This window comes from Rothia sp. HMSC078H08, assembly GCF_001808955.1.
Taxonomy (GTDB): Bacteria; Actinomycetota; Actinomycetes; order Actinomycetales; family Micrococcaceae; genus Rothia.
The window spans coordinates 168,972-188,163 of sequence record NZ_KV795243.1; the positions used below are offsets into that span (position 1 = coordinate 168,972).

General features: G+C 61.4%; 11 protein-coding genes and 1 tRNA gene. 5 read left to right on the forward strand and 7 right to left on the reverse strand.

All coding sequences use genetic code 11. The features are described from left to right. Positions 1–40 precede the first annotated feature (40 nt). Positions 41–1,189, reverse strand: coding sequence for a pseudouridine synthase (locus tag HMPREF2528_RS01780; RefSeq protein WP_083297861.1), 1,149 nt, complete (start codon positions 1,187–1,189; stop codon positions 41–43). Positions 1,190–1,761: 572 nt separating this feature from the next. On the opposite strand from HMPREF2528_RS01780, the gene HMPREF2528_RS01785 reads away from it, so the two are divergent. Further along, complete coding sequence (locus HMPREF2528_RS01785) at positions 1,762–2,346, forward strand: TetR/AcrR family transcriptional regulator (RefSeq protein WP_005507171.1); 585 nt, start codon at positions 1,762–1,764, stop codon at positions 2,344–2,346. A 283-nt stretch (positions 2,347–2,629) separates the two neighbouring features. Here HMPREF2528_RS01785 and HMPREF2528_RS01790 read toward each other — a convergent pair whose 3' ends face one another. Further along, positions 2,630–8,254: a DEAD/DEAH box helicase gene (locus HMPREF2528_RS01790; RefSeq protein WP_070541885.1), complete on the reverse strand. Its 5,625-nt coding sequence runs from the start codon at positions 8,252–8,254 to the stop codon at positions 2,630–2,632. 142 nt (positions 8,255–8,396) lie between these two features. Between HMPREF2528_RS01790 and HMPREF2528_RS01795 the strand changes: the two genes are divergently transcribed. After that, complete coding sequence (locus tag HMPREF2528_RS01795) at positions 8,397–8,984, forward strand: malonic semialdehyde reductase (RefSeq protein ID WP_070541888.1); 588 nt, start codon at positions 8,397–8,399, stop codon at positions 8,982–8,984. Between the two features lie 141 nt (positions 8,985–9,125). Here the strand turns inward: HMPREF2528_RS01795 and HMPREF2528_RS01800 are convergent, their stop codons facing one another. The 5 genes from HMPREF2528_RS01800 to HMPREF2528_RS01820 form a co-directional block, all read right to left on the reverse strand. Further along, the gene (locus tag HMPREF2528_RS01800; RefSeq protein ID WP_049340326.1) at positions 9,126–10,079 is read right to left on the reverse strand and encodes a DUF4232 domain-containing protein; all 954 of its coding nucleotides are present in this window, start codon (positions 10,077–10,079) and stop codon (positions 9,126–9,128) included. A 2-nt stretch (positions 10,080–10,081) separates the two neighbouring features. Then, a complete protein-coding gene (locus HMPREF2528_RS01805; RefSeq protein ID WP_005507166.1) occupies positions 10,082–10,402 on the reverse strand; it encodes a 2Fe-2S iron-sulfur cluster-binding protein in 321 nt (106 codons plus the stop codon). Between the two features lie 293 nt (positions 10,403–10,695). Then, the gene (locus HMPREF2528_RS01810; protein ID WP_070541891.1) at positions 10,696–11,961 is read right to left on the reverse strand and encodes a cell wall biosynthesis glycosyltransferase; all 1,266 of its coding nucleotides are present in this window, start codon (positions 11,959–11,961) and stop codon (positions 10,696–10,698) included. Beyond that, positions 11,961–13,583, reverse strand: coding sequence for a DNA repair protein (locus HMPREF2528_RS01815; RefSeq protein WP_070541895.1), 1,623 nt, complete (start codon positions 13,581–13,583; stop codon positions 11,961–11,963). Before HMPREF2528_RS01815 ends, HMPREF2528_RS01810 begins: the two co-directional genes overlap by 1 nt. A 402-nt stretch (positions 13,584–13,985) precedes the next feature. Beyond that, positions 13,986–14,061: transfer RNA gene (locus HMPREF2528_RS01820), tRNA-Arg, on the reverse strand. 499 nt (positions 14,062–14,560) lie between these two features. On the opposite strand from HMPREF2528_RS01820, the gene HMPREF2528_RS01825 reads away from it, so the two are divergent. From HMPREF2528_RS01825 to HMPREF2528_RS01835, 3 genes are all read left to right on the forward strand, one after another. Beyond that, the gene (locus HMPREF2528_RS01825) at positions 14,561–16,411 is read left to right on the forward strand and encodes a phosphoenolpyruvate carboxykinase (GTP) (protein WP_044150793.1); all 1,851 of its coding nucleotides are present in this window, start codon (positions 14,561–14,563) and stop codon (positions 16,409–16,411) included. A gap of 359 nt (positions 16,412–16,770) precedes the next feature. Beyond that, positions 16,771–17,241: an RrF2 family transcriptional regulator gene (locus tag HMPREF2528_RS01830; RefSeq protein ID WP_044150790.1), complete on the forward strand. Its 471-nt coding sequence runs from the start codon at positions 16,771–16,773 to the stop codon at positions 17,239–17,241. Positions 17,242–17,853: 612 nt separating this feature from the next. After that, positions 17,854–19,035 carry an FAD-binding oxidoreductase gene (locus tag HMPREF2528_RS01835; protein WP_070505920.1) on the forward strand — a complete coding sequence of 394 codons (1,182 nt, stop codon included), beginning with the start codon at positions 17,854–17,856 and terminating at the stop codon, positions 19,033–19,035. Positions 19,036–19,192 lie beyond the last annotated feature (157 nt).

A 19,192-nucleotide genomic window follows, 5' to 3' on the forward strand; every position in this document is an offset into this window, starting at 1 on the left:
TGCACCGCGGGGAACGAGGTGAACGCCACTCAAAAACGGGTTAGGCGGCGGCAGCCAGCGAACGCCCGCTGTACAGGTCCACCTGTTCGCCGGTGATGGGGTGCTCAAAGTGCAGGCTGTACGCCAGCAGCTGCAGCGGGTACTCAGGACGGTCTGGGGCGTCGGGTAGCACCTGCGGGTAGAGCACATCGCCCAGAATGGGGGAGCCCAAAAGGTTCAGGTGCGCCCGTAGCTGGTGGGTCTTGCCGGTGTGAGGCGCCAAATCATAGAGCGTCCATTCTCGTTTTTCGTTCAGTGTAGGCTCGGCACGCCACCCCTCAACAGCCTGCGCACTCGGGGTGAAAGTCCGCAGAATCTTTACGGTCGTCAGCGTATTCGGTTCCACGCCCTGCGCCGCGCACTGCTCCTCCGAAAGTTGCTGAACCTGCAACTGATCACGAATCTTCTGAATATGCGAACGCACCTGCAGGCCCTCCTCGCTCAACGCCTGCTCGGCGGCGGTAGCATCGGCGGGAACCGGCGCCACGGCGCGGTAGGTCTTCGACACCTGACGGTGCTGAAACATCATCTGGAAGGGGCGGCGCGCCTCCACGGTCTTAGCGAAGAGCAGCACGCCCGCGGTCGGGCGATCGAGGCGGTGAATCGGAATCAGCAGCGGGTTGTCCTCGCGCACCCGCAGCTTGGTCAGCGCGGTCTGCGCAATATAGGCACCGCGCGGGGTGGTCGGCAGAAAATGCGGCTTATCAATCGCCAGCACGTGTTCATCCTCGTAGAGCACCGGCATATCGGAGGGTAGCTGCGGCTCATCGGCAAGCTCACGGAAGTACCAGATGCGCTCGCCGGGCATATAGGGGCTATCGCCGGTCAGCACCGTGCCGTCATCGAGGCGCACCTCACCGGTATTAAAGCGGGCGTGAATAATCTGCGGGTCGTTCGGGTAGAATCGCGCAACCAGGTAATCCGCAATGGTTGCCGGGGCCGTATTGTTCGGGGTGAGCTCGGCGGGGAGCTCCTCCACGCGCGGCAGGATCAGCTGAATCGGGTCGATACCGTTCTTCTGAGCCAGCGGAGGGGTCAGCAGACGGTGATGCGTGCGGCGTGCAGGCTTTGCCTGATAGGCGAGCTGTATTCCCTGCTGTGTATCGGGGCGTGCGATAGGCTGCGGGCGTGGGGTGTTCTGTGCGGGCATGGCTCTACTCTACCGCCTGAACCCTATCACCTGAGCGGGGTTAGGATCGAGGTAAGCTGAGCCGGACCGCCTGCCGGATGAGGCGGCTAGAAATATTGCCGTGGGCTTGGTGTGGGTTGCAGAAGACAGTTTTGTCTGACACTCATGAATGTTTGTGTGAATACGTGGAACAGAAAACGAAAACTTCACAAATTTTTGAAATTATTGGACATTTAATTTAAAAAAAGTGCATTAATTTTACAAAAACTATCGATTGAGTGCGGTATTTTCGAAAATGCTGTCAAATCAGAAACTAATAACCCTCAATTTAGCCCCTGTGGTTTTTCTAAGTATAAAAGATGTAAAGCAATTAAAGACCTGATAACCTGGGCATCCTACGTCATAAACACCTTAATAAAGGCTGGAAACAGCCTTAAAGCGGTACGATTAAGACACAGAAGTTCGATATTTCGAACGAAGGGGTCGAAATGGGACAGAAGCAGCGCAAGGATGCAGAGGTTAAAGGAACACCCCCAAATACAGCGGTGCAATCGGACAATTCCAAAGCACCGGAAAATGCGATAGGAGAGGTTATGGAACATTCACAAAAGAATGCGGAGCCTCGCACCGGTGCCCTGCGTATGGAGCCGCACGAACGCGAAGAGCAAATTCTGAAAATCGCTGCAGAACATTTCGCTCGCCGCGGCGTGCTCGGTGCCTCCATGAGCGCTATCGCCCGCGATGCAGGCATTACCCGCGCCCTGCTCTACCACTACTTCCCCGGCAAGGACTCCCTGGCGGCCGCTGTCACCCGACGCGAAGCCAACGCAGTCCTTGAGGCCCTGGGCGAGCATCACGAAAACCCCGAAGAGGCGTTGCGCAATGCGCTACGCACGTACTTCCTCGTTGTAGCCGGCGTTCCCACCCCCGGTGGGGAGGACTTCCCGAACAACCCTACCGACTACCTCGAATGGATGCTTGAACGCACCGGCATGCCGATTAATGACCGCACTCGCGTCATCCTCGGAGGCTGGTTGCAGCTCGTCGACTACTTCGCCATGCACGTCGTGCAGCTCAACCCCCGCGATCAGCGCACCGTTCGCTCCCGCGGGCTCGGGCTCGAAGAAGCTATCGACCTGTGCCTGGGTGCCGTTGACACCCTCACCGGCGGCTACTAGCCGCCTCAAGAAGTGACAGGTCTACACAGGACTTCCCGCTCCGATGTTTGGTTATGTGCTCCACGGCAAAGATGACGTGGACATCCGGGCGGTTATTCCTCCGCTACGCCGCTTGCGACGTGGTGGACTCCGGGAACACCACCCGGTTCGTGAGTAGGGAAACATAATGCCCCGCATCCCCTTCCGTGAGGGTGCGGGGCATTATGATGCTCAAGTTGAGGTTGAAGAAATAATTTTACCCTGAGGCTAAGCTTGAGGCTCGGGCTAAATGGAACGGCGCAGTCTAAATGGAACGGCGCAGCGACAGGCCACGAACCGTCGCGTAGAACCCCTGCGCCTGCAGCGCCGCACGCAGCGCCTCCACCGGATGCTCTACAACCTCGCCGCCGGATGCGCCCAATGTGGATGTGCTCACCGTGTGGGTGCCCAAAAGCTCCACATCGTTGACCTTCTCCACCGAAATCTTCTCCGCGCCACCGGTGGACACCAGGCGCGCCAGGGCGGGGGCCGCCGCCTCCAGAAGTACCGGGTCGGTAGTGAAAGCCAACAGGGTCTTCGCGCCACGCTCCACATAGAGCACCGGTGCGCCGTCCACCAGCACCACGCAGGCACCCGCCTTGCGTGCCGGACGGTGCTTCACGGTGCCCTCGCCCTCGTGCGCAAAGGAGGGAATCGCGGGCCAGCTCAGCGCCGCACCGTACGGGTTCGCCGGGTCGGTCGCCGCCAACAGGGTCACCGTGAACGTGCCGTACACCCGCTCCGTATCGGTACGCTGCGGGGTGTAGGCACTCGCACCAAAACCCTGTGTCGCGCCAAAACCCTGTGGACCTGCGGGAACACTGAGGCTATCGGCGGTAGAACGCAGCAGGTCCACCGTCGCGGGGGCGGCAAACTGCGCCGCACCCAAACCCTCAATAAAGTAGCCGCGACGAACCAGCGCACGATCCTCAGCCGCCGAATAAATCCGGTACAGCTGCGAGAACCCGCCGGCAGAATCCTCCACCTGCAGGCACCCTCGAGTCAGCACACCGTAGCGGTCCAGCAGCAGGTCGGCGCGTGCGAGCGCCGCAACCGTCGCCTCCACGGGCTCCTGCAGTAGCGTGTCCACGCGCGAGAAGCGGCCGCTGTCTTGCGGGGCAACGGCGGGAGCGGCGGCATGGAACCCGCCGCGCAGGGAATTGTTGCGCAGGGAACGCAGACCGCGCCCGGCGGCAGGCGCAGGGTAGCCGCTGGAAGCATAGCTATCAGCGCCGTAACCGTCCGTCAAGCCGTTACCCATGGAGGCGCGCGCTGCCGCAATACGACCCGCACCGCGGCGACCCACCCGCGACAGACGTGCAGGGGCCGCCGGAGTCGGATGCGCACTGCGGACGCCCGCAAGCATCGCCCGAACCGGCGCGAAACTATCGTTCGTCACCGCACCAGCCCACACCAGACGCCACAGCGCCGCCGAAACCTCCGCCGCATCCGGGAAAGTCACCACCTGACCGGCAGGTGCCGCCGCACTCATCAGCTGCGCCACCCGCTCACGTAGCGCCGGCACGAACAGGCCGCCATGAGCCAGCGCCTCATAGATGGAGTGCTCGAGCGTGCCCGGAGCCTGCAGCGCCTCCCAAAGCTCGGGGTTCTCCGCGCGCAACAGCTGCTCCGGGTAGTCCTCACCCAGAGTTAGCGAAGAACTCTCGCTCAAATGCAGGCGAATCCAGCCGTCAGATTTCTGTGCGCTACCGCCGCCGAGCTGCCCGGCGCCGGTGAAGAACACCCTGCCGCTCGCCATCAGCTCGTCCAGCATGTGCTGCTGGTAGCCGGGCACGCGTGCCGGAAGAATCAGCGTCTCCAGCGCGGAAGCCGGTACGCGCACACCCGCCAGCTGGTCGATGGCGGTGAGCAGATCCTCCGTGGCGGAGGCGGAATCTTGTCCCGTATGTTCTGCGCCGTGCTCAGTCATCGGGGTGGGTGCCATCGGGTTGGGTGTTGCCGAGCCGAGGGGCGCCACCCTCTCGCCTACCACCGTGGCAGCGCGGCGGGAAGGGATGAAGGCACCGTAGGCGCTCGCCTCCGGCAGGGTTTGCGCAACCCGCACGGATAAAGAACGAACGTTCTGCCACGAGGGTAGGAATACACCATAGACCTGCGCCGATACCGGCTCAATCTCCTCACGCAACGCCGCCAGAGAACGGGCACGAATCGTGCGCAAAACCTGCGCATCCACCCACTCAACACCGGCAGACCCCAAAGCACGCAGCACCTCGGGCAGGAACTCGCCGGAGCTCAGACGGCGCTGCTGCTGAAGACGCTGCAACACCGGAGTCAGCACGCCCACACCCACCGGGGTCAGGCGCGAAAAATGCTCTGCCGCCTGCTGCGCCGTAAAGGGAATATGGGTGCGCGCGTAGCGAGAAACCAGATCCTCCAAAGGCTCCGCAACCGGCTCCAAAAGGGCAACAGGAAGCGCCGCGGCGGGCATAATGCCCAGCCCATCGCGCAGACGCGCGGCATCCTCAACCGCCGCATAGTACAGCTGCGGCTCGGCGGAACCGTCGGCAGCTCCCATGTCGGCAGCTCCCATGAACGAGAACGCACGGCGCGAGCGCACCAGCTCCTCCGCCAGGGCGCGCGCCTGATCCGTGCTGGCGTGCGCGCCGTACTCCTCGCCGTAGTGTTCAGAGTCCTCGGACTCGCCTAAATCTTGAGAACCGTGTGCCGCCGCCTGCAAGCTGTCAGCCCGCAAACGCAGGCTCAATTCCCGCGCGCTCAACGGGCCCAGCTGACGCAACAAATCCGCCACGCCCTCCACACCGCAGGCGCGGTAACGCTCACCCGTGCGCTGCAGACGCTGCTGAGTCTGCACCAGAACCGCCGGGTCCAGTAGCTCGCGCAGACCGCTCGACCCCAGCAACTCAGCCAGCAGAGCCGGGTCCAGCGAGAGCGCGGCGGCGCGGCGTTCGGCGGCGGGCGCATCGCCGTCGTAGAGGTGCTCGGCAACGTACTCAAAGAGTAGGGTGCGCGCAAAAGGCGAAGGGTCGTTCGTCTCAACTTCCAGCATGGACACCGCCCGAGACTGCAACGAACGGTGTACCTGAACCAGCGCCGGAACATCGTACACATCCTGCAGGCACTCGCGTGCCGTCTCCAAAAGCACCGGAAAATCAGGGTACTTACGCGCCACATCCAGCAGCTGCGCCGCACGCTGACGCTGCTGCCACAGCGGGGTGCGCTTACCCGGATCACGGCGCGGCAACAGCAGGGCACGCGCCGCATTCTCACGGAACCGAGACGCAAAAAGCGCCGAATCGCCCACGCGTTCGGTGACAATCGCCTCCAACTCATCCGGGTCGAAAAGGAACAGGTCAGCGCCGGGTGGCACATCCTCCATGGCGGGCAGGCGCAGAATCAAGCCGTCATCACTCGCCATGACGGAGGCGTCCACCCCGTACCGCTCTTCGATGCGGGCGCGCACCGCCAGCGCCCAGGGTGCGTGCACCCCGTAGCCGAGCGGCGAGTGCAGGACCACGCGCCAATCGCCCAGTTCGTCGCGGTGCCGCTCCACGATCATGCGGGTGTCGGAAGGAACCGCCCCGGTGGATTCGCGCTGCTCACGCAGGTAGGCGAGCAGGTTATCGACCGCCCAGGTGTCCAGTCCGAGCTGTTCGAGCTGCTGGCGGGCGGCGGCGCTATCGGTGGCGTCCAGGCTGGAGAGGGCGCGCGTGAACGCACCCGTCTGCACGCCCAGGGCGTAGGGGCGGCCCATGCGGTCGCCGTGCCAGAAGGGTAGGCGCGCGGGCTGACCGGGTGCGGGGGAGACCCGTACCGCGTCGTGCGTAATTTCTTCAATGCGCCAACTGCTCGCGCCGAGGGTGATGACCTCGCCGGCGCGGGATTCGTACACCATTTCTTCGTCGAGCTCACCCACACGCTTGGGGCCGCGCTCTTCATCGCCGCTGACCAGGTAGACGGGGAAGAGCCCGCGGTCGGGAATCGTGCCGCCGCTGGTGACGGCGAGGCGCTGCGCACCGGGGCGGCCCTCAATACTTCCGGAGGGTGCCTCCTCGGTGGGGGTGCGGTCCCAGATGATGCGCGGGCGCAGTTCGGCGAACTCATCGGAGGGATAGCGTCCGGCGAGCATTTCGAGCACGGAGTCGAAGAGGGCGCGCGGTAGCTCGGCGTAGGGTGCGCTGCGGCGTAGCGCCTCGTACCAGGAGTCCACGCTGATGGGGCCCAATGCGCAGGCGGCGACGGTCTGCTGTGCGAGTACGTCCAGGGGGTTGGTGGGGACGGCAAGCGGTTCGAGGGTTCCGCTGCGCATTCCGGCGAGGGTGACGGTTGCACCGAGCAGGTCGCCGCGGTGCTTGGGGTAGAAGAATCCGCGCGAAATTTCGCCCACGCGGTGTCCGGCGCGACCCACGCGCTGCAGCGCGGAGGCAACCGATGGAGGCGCCGCCACCTGGATTACGAGGTCCACGTGACCCATGTCGATACCCAGCTCCAGGGAGCTGGTGGCGACCACGCAGCGCAGGGTTCCGCCCTTGAGCGCCTCCTCGATGAGGGTGCGCTGTTCCTTGGATACGGAGCCGTGGTGCGCACGGGCGAGCGGCGGCACCTCGGCGATGTCGCAGATGCCTGCCGCATAGTCTTCGGGATCAATTCCCTGCTTCGCGAGGACGCGGCGCAGGTGAATATCGTTGAGTGCCGCGGTGAGTTTTTCCGCTAGTCCGCGCGAGTTAACGAAAACAATCGTAGAACGGTTGTTCTCAATATGGTCGACGATGCGCTCCTGCACACGCGGCCAGATGGAGGTCTCGGGGCGCTCGCTATCGGCGGTGTCTCGCAATGCCTTTTCGCGCAGCTCCCCTTCGTGCAGTGCTCCCTCACGCAATGCCTCTTCCTGGATGGTGAGCGTATTTTTGGGCGCGGTGTTATCGCCCTGTCGCGCCGGGTTTGCTTGCCCAGTTTCTTGCGCGGGTTCCTGCGCCAGGTTTGCCTGCCCGGGGAATACGCCAATGGCATCTTCCAGCGTGTAGGGCGTGCTTGCCGGGGTATTCGCTGCGCTGGGGGCAGGCTGTGCCGCGCCCTGCGCCGAGCCGGCAGAAGTTGAGCCCCCGCCGCCCGGCACCTCCGAGGGCGCATATTCTGATGGGGCGTAGAGCCCCTGCCCGTAGTCGTTGGCGCCTCCGAGCGCCGCCATATCGGGCACGGGTACACTCAGGCGCAGGTCCCATTCTTTGGCAACCGGGCGGCTCATGATGGTCACCGGCTGAATGCCACCGAGGAACCGGGCGACCGCCTCCGGGTTTTCGACGGTTGCGGAGAGACCAATGCGCTGTGCGGGCTTTTCGAGGAGCGCATCGAGGCGTTCGAGGGATACTGCCAGGTGCGCGCCGCGTTTGGTGGCGGCAAGGTTGTGAATCTCATCCACGATCACGGTGGTCACGCCGGCGAGGGTGTTGCGGGCGGCGCTGGTGAGCATGAGGTAGAGGGATTCAGGGGTGGTGATGAGAATGTCGGGTGGGTTGCTGATGAGTTGGCGGCGTTCGCGTGCGGGGGTGTCGCCGCTGCGCACGCCCACGGTGATGCTCGGCTCGCCAGTGTCGTTGCCGCTCAGGCGGGTGATTCCGGCGAGGGGCGCGCGTAGGTTGCGTTCGACGTCCGCACCGAGTGCTTTGAGGGGTGAGATGTAGAGGATGCGCGTGCCGCCTGCAGTTCCGGCTTCGTGTTCGCGGTGCAGGGCGTCGAGTGCCCAGAGGAAGGCGGCGAGGGTTTTGCCGGAGCCGGTGGGGGCGATGATGAGGGTGTTGTTGCCGTTGCGGATGCTCTCCCATGCGCCTTCTTGGGCGGCGGTGGGTGCGCTGAAGGTGGCGCGGAACCAGTCGCGTACGGGTGCGGAGAAGTGGGAGAGTGCGTCGGTCATGTATCTATTATGGCGGGGTTTATGGTGTGCGCCTCTTGAATTGTTGGGGGCTGGGGGAGGAAGATGTGCTTGACAGGTAATGCATCACCCCGTAATGTTTTACTCGTAAAGTAATTAGGAACTTAGAAAAAGGAGCACCACCATGACCCGCCTGACCGACGAACAGCTCATTAACCTCTTCCACGAGCCGCGCACCGTCTCCTCCTTCACCGAGGAGCCCGTCACCGACGAGCAGCTGCGCCGCATCCAGGAGCTGACCTTCTACGGCCCCACCGCCTTCAACAGCCAGCCCCTGCGCATCACCTGGGTCAAGAGCCCCGAGGCACGCGAGCGCCTCGTCGCACACCTGGCTGACGGCAACAAGGCTAAGACTCAGGCGGCACCGGTCACCGCGATTCTCTCCGCAGACGCAAACTGGGTAGAGCACGCTGATACCTTCAACCCCAATGCTGCCGGCTTCATCAAGGGCTTCTACACCACCGAGGAGCTTGCCACCCCCGCCGCCGAGCTGAGCGCTCACCTGCAGGCAGGCTACTTCATCACCGCAATCCGCGCCCTCGGCCTGGACGCTGGCCCCATGACCGGCGCAGACTTCGCCGGCATCAAGAAGGAATTCTTCGCGGACAACGCAGAAATCCCCTTCCTGGTCGTCAACCTCGGCCACGGCGAGGCTCCCGCATACCCGCGCGGTGCACGCTTCAGCCACGATGAGGTTGCCCACTCCCTCTAAGAGTGCGCAGCTACGGCATAGCTCAAGCTAAACCCTAGGTTTATAGACAGTTCAAGGGCGGTTCCCCATCGAGGGGAACCGCCCTTGAACTATATGCGCACACAACGTGCCAGAGATGTTGTCACATCTGCAACGGGCGCGTTAGCGGGCACCAAACTGACCCACCGACAGCTGCGGAACAGACGAGGAACACGCGGTCGTATCCAGCGGAACAATCACGCCACCGGAACCGGAGGGAAGACCCACCAGGAAGCCCTGAACCGGGCGGCTGCCGCAATCGTCACCGAAGCGTGCCGGGTACACCGAACGCAGCACCGCGGTGGTGCTATCGCCGGGGTTGAGGGTCACACCCGCAGGGTTCATGTACTCGTCGGAGGTGGAAGCCTCACGACCAACCCAGGTTCCCGAGGGGCCCGCATGGACCACGCGCGGGTAGCCGCGCAGGGTGCAGGGGGAGTTCGAGGAGTTCTGGAAGTACAGGGTGTAGTTTCGGGCGCCGGGGGAGCCTTCTCCAATGGCAACCGAAACGTTCAGGTCGTCCAGATCGCACTGGGTCGGTCCCTCAGCAGCGTTATTGTTGGAGGAGTTAGAGGACTTCTCCGAAGAGCTCGAAGAATTCGAGGAGTTGGAAGAATTCGACGAGTTCGAGGAACCGGAGGAGTTCGAAGAGTTGCCCGAAGAGCGAGAACCCGACTGCGAAGACGAGTCTGAGCTCTTCTGGGAATCCTGCTGAGAATCAGAGTCGTCCGACTTGTTCTGCTCGGAACCCTCGTGGGAGGACCCAGAAGAGCGAGAGTCAGAGCTCTGCTTCGACTCGTGAGTCTCGGTGTGGGAGGAAGACTCGGAGTGCTCAGAGGAAGACTCGTGGTGTTCCGCGTCGGGGGAGTTCACCACGGTAATGGAGCCCGGGCTCACCGAAGGGGTAGCCCCGTCGGAGGCTACTCGAATCGTGCCGGGCTTGACCGAAGCCGAAGCGCTCGGCTGTGCCGAGGTGCCTTCAGCTTCCTGACCGGCCTGGGACGCGCCGCATCCACTGAGCGCTAGCACGCAACAGAGGAGGGTGGTTGATGCGAGTACCTGAGCCGATTTAAACATGATTACATCGCCGCCTGCATTTGGATTTCTGCTCCGTCCATACCGGGGGCGTACTCGACCTGGCAGCACAGGCGAGAGTACTCGTTGGCGACATCGTCGACCATGTCGAGCAGGTCCTGCTCAGCTTCGGTGCGCTCACCGGAAGCCTCGAAGTGCTCGGGGTCGATGAAGCCGTGGCAGGTAGCGCAGGATGCGTTACCACCGCAGGTTGCGAGGACCGGCACGCCGTTAGCCTGGAGGGCTTCCAGGAGGGTGTGGTGGTCTTCCCACTGAATGTCGTAGTTTACGCCTGCTTCGTCAGTGACCTTAATCGTTACGCCCATGCGTTCTCCTTCTTCTGTAGTGATGCGTTTCTATTGTAGAGGTAGGGGCTGTTATTCACCGTACTTTGTGGCGCATCCCCAACCCTACCGTCACGCATATCACGGGAACGCATATTAATTTTTATGCTGAGTAGCATGTCTGTATTGCCCCCAGTCTACCCCGTATTGCCCTGACAACGCGGGATATAGGCGCATATGAATACTGCCCCCAGATGCAAAGACATGCTGGGGGCAGTATAAAGAACCGGCACGCGGGCGCGCTTCAACGGCTATGCTTCAACTGTGACGAAGAGCTACTCGGATTCCTTCTCCGCCGTCTTCTCCGCGCTCTTCTCGGCGTCCTGCTTTTCTGCGCTGTGGTCATCAGTATTCTGGGTGTTTCGTCCCGAGCCGCGCACAATACCGCGTACGCTATCGCGCGGGTCGGCGTAGCGCAGGTCGATACCGAAGGTATTGCGGATCTGGCGTGCCGAGTTCAGGTGCCAACGCTGCGAATCTGAGGGGGTCACGGAGGTGACCGCCTTCTGACCCGGAGCCAGCTTCTCGTGGCGAATATCGTAGTGCTTACCGCCCATGGTGATGGTGAAGCCGTGCTCTTGCAACAGCTGCACGAACGCATCCACATCGTGCGGGATCTTGCGGCCGCGCTGCCTCTTTGTGCCGCTCATCCTCGGCTGCGACTCGAAGGGGTTACGGCTGGGCGCGGTGCCGCGGCTAATACGGATTACCTGCTGGTCGGAGTGCGAGAACTCCACCTGGTAGCCGTTGAGCGAGTACACAGTGCGGCTACTGCCGGGAATTGGGCGGCGGTCCTCAGCCTCATCCAGGATGCGGGCAATGTACTCGCCGGTCAGACCGAGCGCCTTCAGCTGTGCCTGAGCATCGGGGGAGAGCTGGTAGCCTCCCGCCAGAGCCTGCAGCGGGCGCAGCGCGAGCACTTCGGCAGTCAGGGGGTTGAGCACCACCTGGTAGCCTTCCTCTTCATGCGTGTAGAGGGTGACTTCGCGGCCGTAACGGTTCTCCTGCGCGCTCTCTTGAACCACGGTGCTTGCGGGCGATTCGATGATGTCCAGCAGTAGCTCGTAGGTGAGACCGTGGCGCATCATATAGTCCATCACGCCCGGGAGCACGCCGTAGATACGGCGGCGCGGCGGCACCTCGCCGTAGAATTCCTTCTCGATGCGCGCGGCAATACGCTGGTTCTCCAGCGGCACCTCGGTCAGCGGGATAAGGCGCTGGTTGGAGGGGCGAATCTTGGCGCGTGCGGCGGCGGGCTTGGGTGCCTGACGGTAAGCGTCCACGAGTGCCTGCTGCTGTTCCACAAACTCCTGGGCAATGAGCGGTAGGAGGGTGAAGTAGAGCTCTGCCGCTTCGGGCTTGAGCGCGCCGTTCTCATCGAGCAGGGAGGCGCCATCCTTAGTGAGCAAATCCCACGGCTTATCGTTTGCCGCGCTCTCTTCGGAGCCCTGGTTCTCCCGGTAGCTATAGGTTGCGAGGGAAGCAAGCTCCTGCAGGCGAACGTACACCTCAAGAGGAACGGTAATCTGCTTCGCGGACATTATTTCTCCTCCTCAACGGTGTTTTCTGCCTGGGTTGCCTTATCTTCTGCCTGCTTTGCCAGGGTGTTGCTGAGCTCTTCGAGCTGAGCCTTACGCAGGGCTTCCGCGTGCAAGTGATGGAAATCCGGGGTCTTCGCCAGAGCCAGAACGGTCCGCTCATTGGGCGAGATTGCGATTTCCAGACCCTGCGCCGCGTAGATGCGGGTCCAGCCGTCAGCCATGCGCACGCTTTCGGGGCTGTTCAGCGTCTGAAGCATCAGATCGAAAACGAACGGCGGGTTCTTCTTCAGGAAGGTGCGGGCGCGCTCGCTGAATTCGAGCTCCAGGGCGTTGAGCGAAGTGTATTCGCCCTGTGCCAAGGATGCCTGCGCCGCCTCGTTGTAGTCGGCGTCGTATTCGTCGATGACGGTAATGACTTCGGCGGAGGCGGTGTTGACGTCCACCCGGTAATCGTCGTGGGTGAAGCGAATCGTCCAGTCGTTGAGTCGTTCTGCCGCGCCTTCACGCAGGATGGTGCGCACGAGCTCTTCGCTGATGTTTTCGCGTTCGAGGCGGGCGCGCAGGCTCGGGCGCAGGCGGTAGCTGCGTTCGCGGTCCTCTTCGCTGACGCCGCGAGGCGCGGTCGGTTCGGCGGCTACCGGCTGAGCCGCGGGCTCGCTGAGGGCCGCCGGAGCAGCGGGGACCGGGGCTGCGGGCTTCGGCGCGCTCGGCTTCGGGGTATTCGTCTCCGGAGCGGCGGGCGCACTCGGTAGGGACTGGCTGAGTACGGGCAACTCTTCAACAGGTGCCTGCTCGCTAGCTACTGCCGTATGGGTAGCTTCTGCGGCTTCGGCAGCCTGTTGGCGGGCACGCAGACCCTCCAGGTACTCTTCGATGCGCGGCGGGCGGTAGGTCAGCGTGGACTTGCGGAACATGCCGGGGGAGGGCGTACCGGGAGTAGGCGCTGCCGGCTTCGGTGCTGCGGGCTTGGGCGCTGCGGGAGCAACCGTGGCGGGCGTCGGTATAGGAGCCGTCTTTTCTGCTGTTGCCTCTGCGGGTGCTTCCACAGATGCTTCTTCCGGCACGCTGGGAGCAGGGCTGGGAGTCGGGGCGGGTGCCTGTGCCGCGCGGGCGGCAAAGAGCGCGGGGGAGGGCGCCGGCTTCGGCGCCGCAGGCTTCGGGGTTGCCGGCTGGGGAGTAGCGGTTGCGCTCACCGCGGCGTCCTCACTCACTACACCCTCGTTGGCCTCTGCGACGGGAGTCTCAGCCATGGAGGCTTCGGCCGCTTCGGTTGCCTGCAGGTCGGTCTGTTCCTCTTCAGCAGGCTTAGTGTCGCTGGCTTCCTCATCGCCGCGGCGTAGGGCGGCAACGAGTTCCTGCCGGGAGGTATAGGGAATGATTTCCTCGGGAGAGTCGATATATCGGGGGAAGTTCTCGTAGAGAATCTTCGCCGCGGCTTCAAAGAGCTTCTCCGTGGTGGTGTTGGCGGCGGGTGCGCAGGGGCAGAGTAGTTCCTGGTGTTGCGCGTCATAGAGGGACCAGTGGGCGCATCGTTCGGTGGGCGGGAAGTAATCGAGTGTTCCCAGATTGGCTATATCGATGAGTGCACCTATCAGGGACTGCGGAATGGATAGCTGTGCCATAGTGCTCCTTCGCGTTGTCTGCTCTCCAGCCTATGTGTGGAGGGTTCTCTTTCCATCCTAGGCGTTTTTCGGCGGGTGTGCCCCGGAGCACGTCATCTGGGAGCGTAAATCTGCGGATTCACAGGCTGAATTGCACTTTGGGGCGCGGTTTTTGGCACGGATGGGGCAGCGTCAGCTGGTGGAGCGTCCTTGCTACACCTAGCTAGAGCCTGCGGCGTGTCGTGCTGTAGCGTGTCGTACTGCAACATGTCGTACTGTGCGGTGGCTTGAGCCCTGCCCGGGGCTTGTGTCAGAGCGTTTTCAGCGCGCTTGTTTCCCAAAGATGTCTTCCAGGGGTGTGTCTTCCGGGGTCTATCTTCTGGGCATACAAAAAATCCCCGGTTCCAAAGAACCGGGGATCGGTGGTGCGCCCGAAGGGATTCGAACCCCCAACCTTCTGATCCGTAGTCAGATGCTCTATCCGTTGAGCTACAGGCGCATGTTCCTCGCTTCGGATTTCTTCAACCCGTCGCGGCAACAGGTACTACTATACGGATGTCCCCAGGGGCACGCAAGCCGAAAAACTCGAAATTGACCCAAAATCCCCTCCGAAAGACTCTCGAATACCCCGTTTTGCCGCATGATTCCGGGGTTTTTGGTGGCGTAAAATTTTTTCAAAATATTTTCTCAGCACCCTAAAACCGGTGCTGTAGGCCCCTAAAATCCCCGAAGGGTCCCGCCATACGACCTAAAAATTCTTTACAGAAATCTTCTCGCACTCTAAGAATGTGATGCGCAGAACTTAAGAAATGGTGTCATAGAAAGCTCTGCAGACCATTAATGCGTTATTCTGTAAGCATCACGAGGAAGTGGAGACTGTCCAAGCGTGCATATTCACATTTGTTTGCACGCTTGTAGTGTTTAACTGCTTCTTTGTTACCGCAGACCTAACCGGATCAATGTAGTATCCGGGCCACCGATTGAAGGGGAAAATGTCAATGGCTGACACCTCAACTCGTACTCTCTCTGCCGAACTCGAAAAGGAGCTGCAGAGCGCACCTACCACCCACCAGGGCCTCCTGGATTGGGTTCGCGAGGTTGCGGCACTGACCCAGCCCGCACACATCTACTGGGTCGATGGCTCCCAGGAAGAATATGACCGCCTGGCACAGGAACTGGTTGACGCCGGTACCTTCGTTCGCCTCAGCGATCACGAATTCCCGAACTCTTACGCAGCTTTCTCCGATCCCGACGACGTTGCACGTGTCGAGGAGCGCACCTTCATCTGCTCCGAGACTGAAGAAGGCGCAGGCCCGACCAACAACTGGCGCGACCCCGTCGAAATGAAGCAGACCCTGACCGGTCTGTTCGAGGGCTCCATGCGCGGTCGTACCCTGTACGTCATTCCTTTCGTCATGGGCTCCCTGAAGGCTAAGAACCCCAAGATTGCTGTTGAGCTCAGCGACTCCGCATACGTTGTCTGCTCCATGCGCATCATGGCAACCATTGGTAAGGACGTTCTTGCCAAGCTGAACGAGACCAACGGCTTCTTCGTCAAGGCTCTGCACTCTGTTGGTGCACCCCTGGAGCCCGGTCAGGAAGATGTTCCCTGGCCTTGCAACCCCGAGAAGTACATCGTCCAGTTCCCCGAGACCCGCGAAATCTGGTCCTTCGGCTCCGGCTACGGCGGTAACGCACTGCTCGGTAAGAAGTGCTACGCACTGCGTATCGCATCCGTTATCGGTCGCGATGAGGGCTGGATGGCAGAGCACATGCTCATCCTGAAGGTCACCAACCCCGAGGGCAAGGTTCGCTACATCTCCGCAGCGTTCCCTTCCGCATGTGGCAAGACCAACTTCGCAATGATGGAACCCACCATTGACGGCTGGAAGGCTGAGATGGTCGGCGACGACATCGCATGGATCGAGTTCGACGAGAACCACCAGGCACGCGTGGTCAACCCCGAGGCTGGCCTGTTCGGCGTGGCACCGGGCACCGGTTACTCCACCAACCCGAACGCTATGAAGGCTATCGCCAAGGGCAACACCATCTTCACCAACGTTGCACTGACCGACGACGGCTCCGTCTGGTGGGAGGGTAAGACCGATGAGGCTCCCGAGCACCTGATTGACTGGACCGGTCAGGACTGGACCCCCGAGTCCGGCCGCCCGGCAGCTCACCCGAACTCCCGCTTCTGCACCCCCGCATCCCAGGTCGACATGCTCGCTCCCGAGTACTACGACCCCGAGGGTGTGCCGCTGAGCGCTATCGTTCTGGGCGGTCGCCGCAAGACCACCATCCCCCTGGTTTCCGAGTCCGAGAGCTGGGAGCAGGGCGTCTTCCGCGCAGTTACCCTCTCCTCCGAGACCACCGCGGCTGCTAAGGGCGCTGTCGGTGTGATTCGCCGCGACCCGATGGCAATGCTGCCCTTCATCGGCTACAACGCTGGTGATTACTTCAAGCACTGGCTGGACCTGGGCAAGAAGCACGGTGCTGAGAATATGCCGAAGGTCTACTACGTCAACTGGTTCCGCCGTACCCCCGACGGTGGCTTCGCATGGCCCGGCTTCGGCGAGAACTCTCGCGTTGTGAAGTGGATCTGCGACCGCCTCGACGGCAAGGCTGGCGGCCAGGAGACCTTCCTGGGCACCGTTCCCACCAAGGAAGACCTGGACCTGACCGGTCTGGAAATCTCCGAGGAAGAACTGAAGGCTGCTCTGGCTGTCTCGAAGGAAGAATGGGTTGCTGAGCTGCCCAGCATCGACGAGTGGCTCGAGAAGTTCGGCGACAAGCTGCCTGCTGAGGTTCGCGAACAGCGCGACGCTCTGGCGAAGGCTCTGGAGGGCTAAGACACTCCAGCTAATACCTAAGGTTTAGCGCATTGAAGGAGCGGAATCTCCCGATGAGATTCCGCTCCTTCCTTCTGCTTGGGGAAAATTTGAATCCCCGTCAGCTGGGGGGAATGATAAGTTTTCTCGCAAAGGTGTGAGTGCAAGGCTATGCAGTCCACTTGCTCTTGAGAAATACTTTAAATCCCCGCCGGGGTGGTTGGGGCACAGAAGCAGCTGGTTATAATTTCTTGCCTCTCTTATCACCCCTATACAATTCCAATGTAAGATTTTTGAATGCACATGGCTTTCACGAGCTGCGCATATCCGCTGCTACATGTACTGATATGTGGTGGCACGAGAGATTAGAAGGAGTATCCATGCGTTTGACAGCATTCTCGGATGTCTCGCTCCGCGTTCTGATGCTCCTGTCTGCTCTGGAGCCCGGTCAGAAGCTTTCCACCCAGAAGATCGCTGAAGGTGTGGACACCCCCTACAACCACGTGGCGAAGGCTGTAGCTTTCCTCGTGAACATGGGTTACCTGGACTCGACTCGCGGTCGTTCCGGTGGCGTCATGCTTTCGGATGCGGGTCGTTCTGCGACCGTCGGCACTATTCTTCGCGCTACTGAGGGCGATATCCCCATGATTGAGTGCGAGGACGAGAATGGCCACTGCCCCCTCGATAAGTTCTGTCGCCTGCGCAATGTGCTGGCGAAGGCTCGCGAGGCATTCTATGCATCGGTTGATTCGGTGATTATTAGCGAGTTGACTGCCGGTGCGCGCCCCGTTGGTCCGGTGTTTGTTGAGCTGGGCTTTGGGCCTCCGGAGAATGCGTTGCCTGCACGCTAGGCTGGCACGCTGCAAGAAATACGTGATACCTGTGGAGCTTTCCGGTGGGAGGCTCCATAGAGTTTTTAAGGCATTCTTGCGGCTAACGCGGGGCTGTTGGGATTTTCCCGGTGGCTTTCTGCGGAGGTTTTTGAGGGGGTGTCGGGGGTGTCTATGCCTCTGTCTGCGGGGGTGCTGGAACCTGTGTGATTCCTGAATTTGTGCAGGAAATACAGAAAATTGCAAACTTGCTTTTCAAATGCAGAAAATGTGACCATATTCATTTTTGCACCACACTGCATACTTTCCCGGGTAAATATATTTTCACTCCGGTATTTTTATACATGTTTCCAGGCTGGTCACCCGCCGATTGTAGAAGTGCGACTGAAAATATATAGTGTGACGCGCAACTCTATCTTTGAGTCAGGGTGAACCATAAGTCGCATCCACAGTGCCAAATAACCCTCAGAGCATGACCTGCACTCAGCGCAAACACCCCGCAAAATGCTACGGTAAGGGTGCTTTATAAACACTCCGTCACCAACTGAGTTGTCCGAGTGAACGCCCCAGCATCACACATATCAAGGGCATCATCACAACGACCGAGGTGACCACACAGGAAGAAGGCATGACATGCTCTCTGAGAAGTCCCGCCCCATTATTGAGGCAACGCTGCCCATTATCGCTGAGCGCATCAACGACATTACCCCCGACTTCTACCGTCGAATGTTTGCTGCCCGCCCCGACCTGATGGACGGCATGTTCTCCCGCTCCTCTCAGCTCGAAGGCACCCAGCCCCGCGCACTTGCAGGCTCCATCGCTGTGTTCGCTTCCTACATCGTTGAGCACCCGGACTCCTACCCCGACGAAGTCCTCTCCCGCGTTGCTCACAAGCACGCCTCCCTGGGCCTGAAGGAAGAAGAGTACCCCACCGTCTACAAGTACCTCTTCGAGGCAATCGCCGCTAACCTGGGCGATCTGGCTACCCCCGAAATCGTTGAGGCATGGACCGAGGTCTACTGGCTCATGGGCAACGCCCTCATCAAGCTGGAGAAGGGCCTGTATGCATCCCAGGCAAACGATGTCATGTTCGCCCCCTTCAAGGTCGTTGACCGTAAGGAGACCGGCGAGAACGTCGTCGTGCTGACCTTCGAGCCCGCCGATGAGACCCCCATGACCGAGTCCAAGGGCGGCCAGTACATCTCCATCGTCGTTCCCGCACGTGACGGTCTGCGCCAGGCACGCCAGTACACCCTGCTGCCCAGCGAAAAGAACCAGCGCCGCATCGCTGTGAAGCTCGACCCCAACGGCGAGATGACCTCCATCCTGCACGAACTGAAGATCGGCGACGTCGTCGAGATCTCCAACCCCTACGGTGACCTGACCCTGGAAGGCTTCGGCAACCCCGAGGCACCCCTGTACCTCTTCTCCGCAGGTATCGGCACCACCCCCATGCTCAGCTTCCTCTCCGAGCTGATTGAGAAGGGCTCCCAGCGCCCCGTAACCGTAGTTCACGCGGACCGTAGCCTGGACACCTGGCCCCTGCGCGAAGAGCTCACCGAGCTCGTCAACAAGCTGCCCAACGCACGCCTCATCTCGTTCATCGAGGGTGAGGGTGGCGACTTCGCCGGCCGTGTCGACGTGTCCAAGCTGGACGTGCCCTCCGACGCTAACGTTTACCTCTGCGGCCCGCTGCCCTTCATGCAGGGCGTACGCTCCGCACTGGTGGAGGCAGGCGTCCCCGGCAAGAACATCAACTACGAGATCTTCGGCCCCGACCAGTGGATGCTCCACGACCAGGCTCGCGAAGCGTAAAAACCCCGTAAGCCGGCTCGTCCGCTAGGTTCCTTAAACCCGGCTAGGTTCTCCTCTTAGACAGAAGAACCTAGCCGGGTTTTTAGAACTCAAAATAAAAAGTCCCGCCCCGCAGACGAATCTTGAACTGCCTCCCGTTTCTTGGACAACGAAATTA

Excerpts from the sequence above, each read along its gene's own strand:
- HMPREF2528_RS01780 (WP_083297861.1), bottom strand. The coding sequence starts at position 1,189 with ATGCCCGCACAGAACACCCCACGCCCGCAGCCTATCGCACGCCCCGAT.
- HMPREF2528_RS01785 (WP_005507171.1), top strand. The coding sequence starts at position 1,762 with ATGGAACATTCACAAAAGAATGCGGAGCCTCGCACCGGTGCCCTGCGT.
- HMPREF2528_RS01790 (WP_070541885.1), bottom strand. The coding sequence starts at position 8,254 with ATGACCGACGCACTCTCCCACTTCTCCGCACCCGTACGCGACTGGTTC.
- HMPREF2528_RS01795 (WP_070541888.1), top strand. The coding sequence starts at position 8,397 with ATGACCCGCCTGACCGACGAACAGCTCATTAACCTCTTCCACGAGCCG.
- HMPREF2528_RS01800 (WP_049340326.1), bottom strand. The coding sequence starts at position 10,079 with ATGTTTAAATCGGCTCAGGTACTCGCATCAACCACCCTCCTCTGTTGC.
- HMPREF2528_RS01805 (WP_005507166.1), bottom strand. The coding sequence starts at position 10,402 with ATGGGCGTAACGATTAAGGTCACTGACGAAGCAGGCGTAAACTACGAC.
- HMPREF2528_RS01810 (WP_070541891.1), bottom strand. The coding sequence starts at position 11,961 with ATGTCCGCGAAGCAGATTACCGTTCCTCTTGAGGTGTACGTTCGCCTG.
- HMPREF2528_RS01815 (WP_070541895.1), bottom strand. The coding sequence starts at position 13,583 with ATGGCACAGCTATCCATTCCGCAGTCCCTGATAGGTGCACTCATCGAT.
- HMPREF2528_RS01825 (WP_044150793.1), top strand. The coding sequence starts at position 14,561 with ATGGCTGACACCTCAACTCGTACTCTCTCTGCCGAACTCGAAAAGGAG.
- HMPREF2528_RS01830 (WP_044150790.1), top strand. The coding sequence starts at position 16,771 with ATGCGTTTGACAGCATTCTCGGATGTCTCGCTCCGCGTTCTGATGCTC.
- HMPREF2528_RS01835 (WP_070505920.1), top strand. The coding sequence starts at position 17,854 with ATGCTCTCTGAGAAGTCCCGCCCCATTATTGAGGCAACGCTGCCCATT.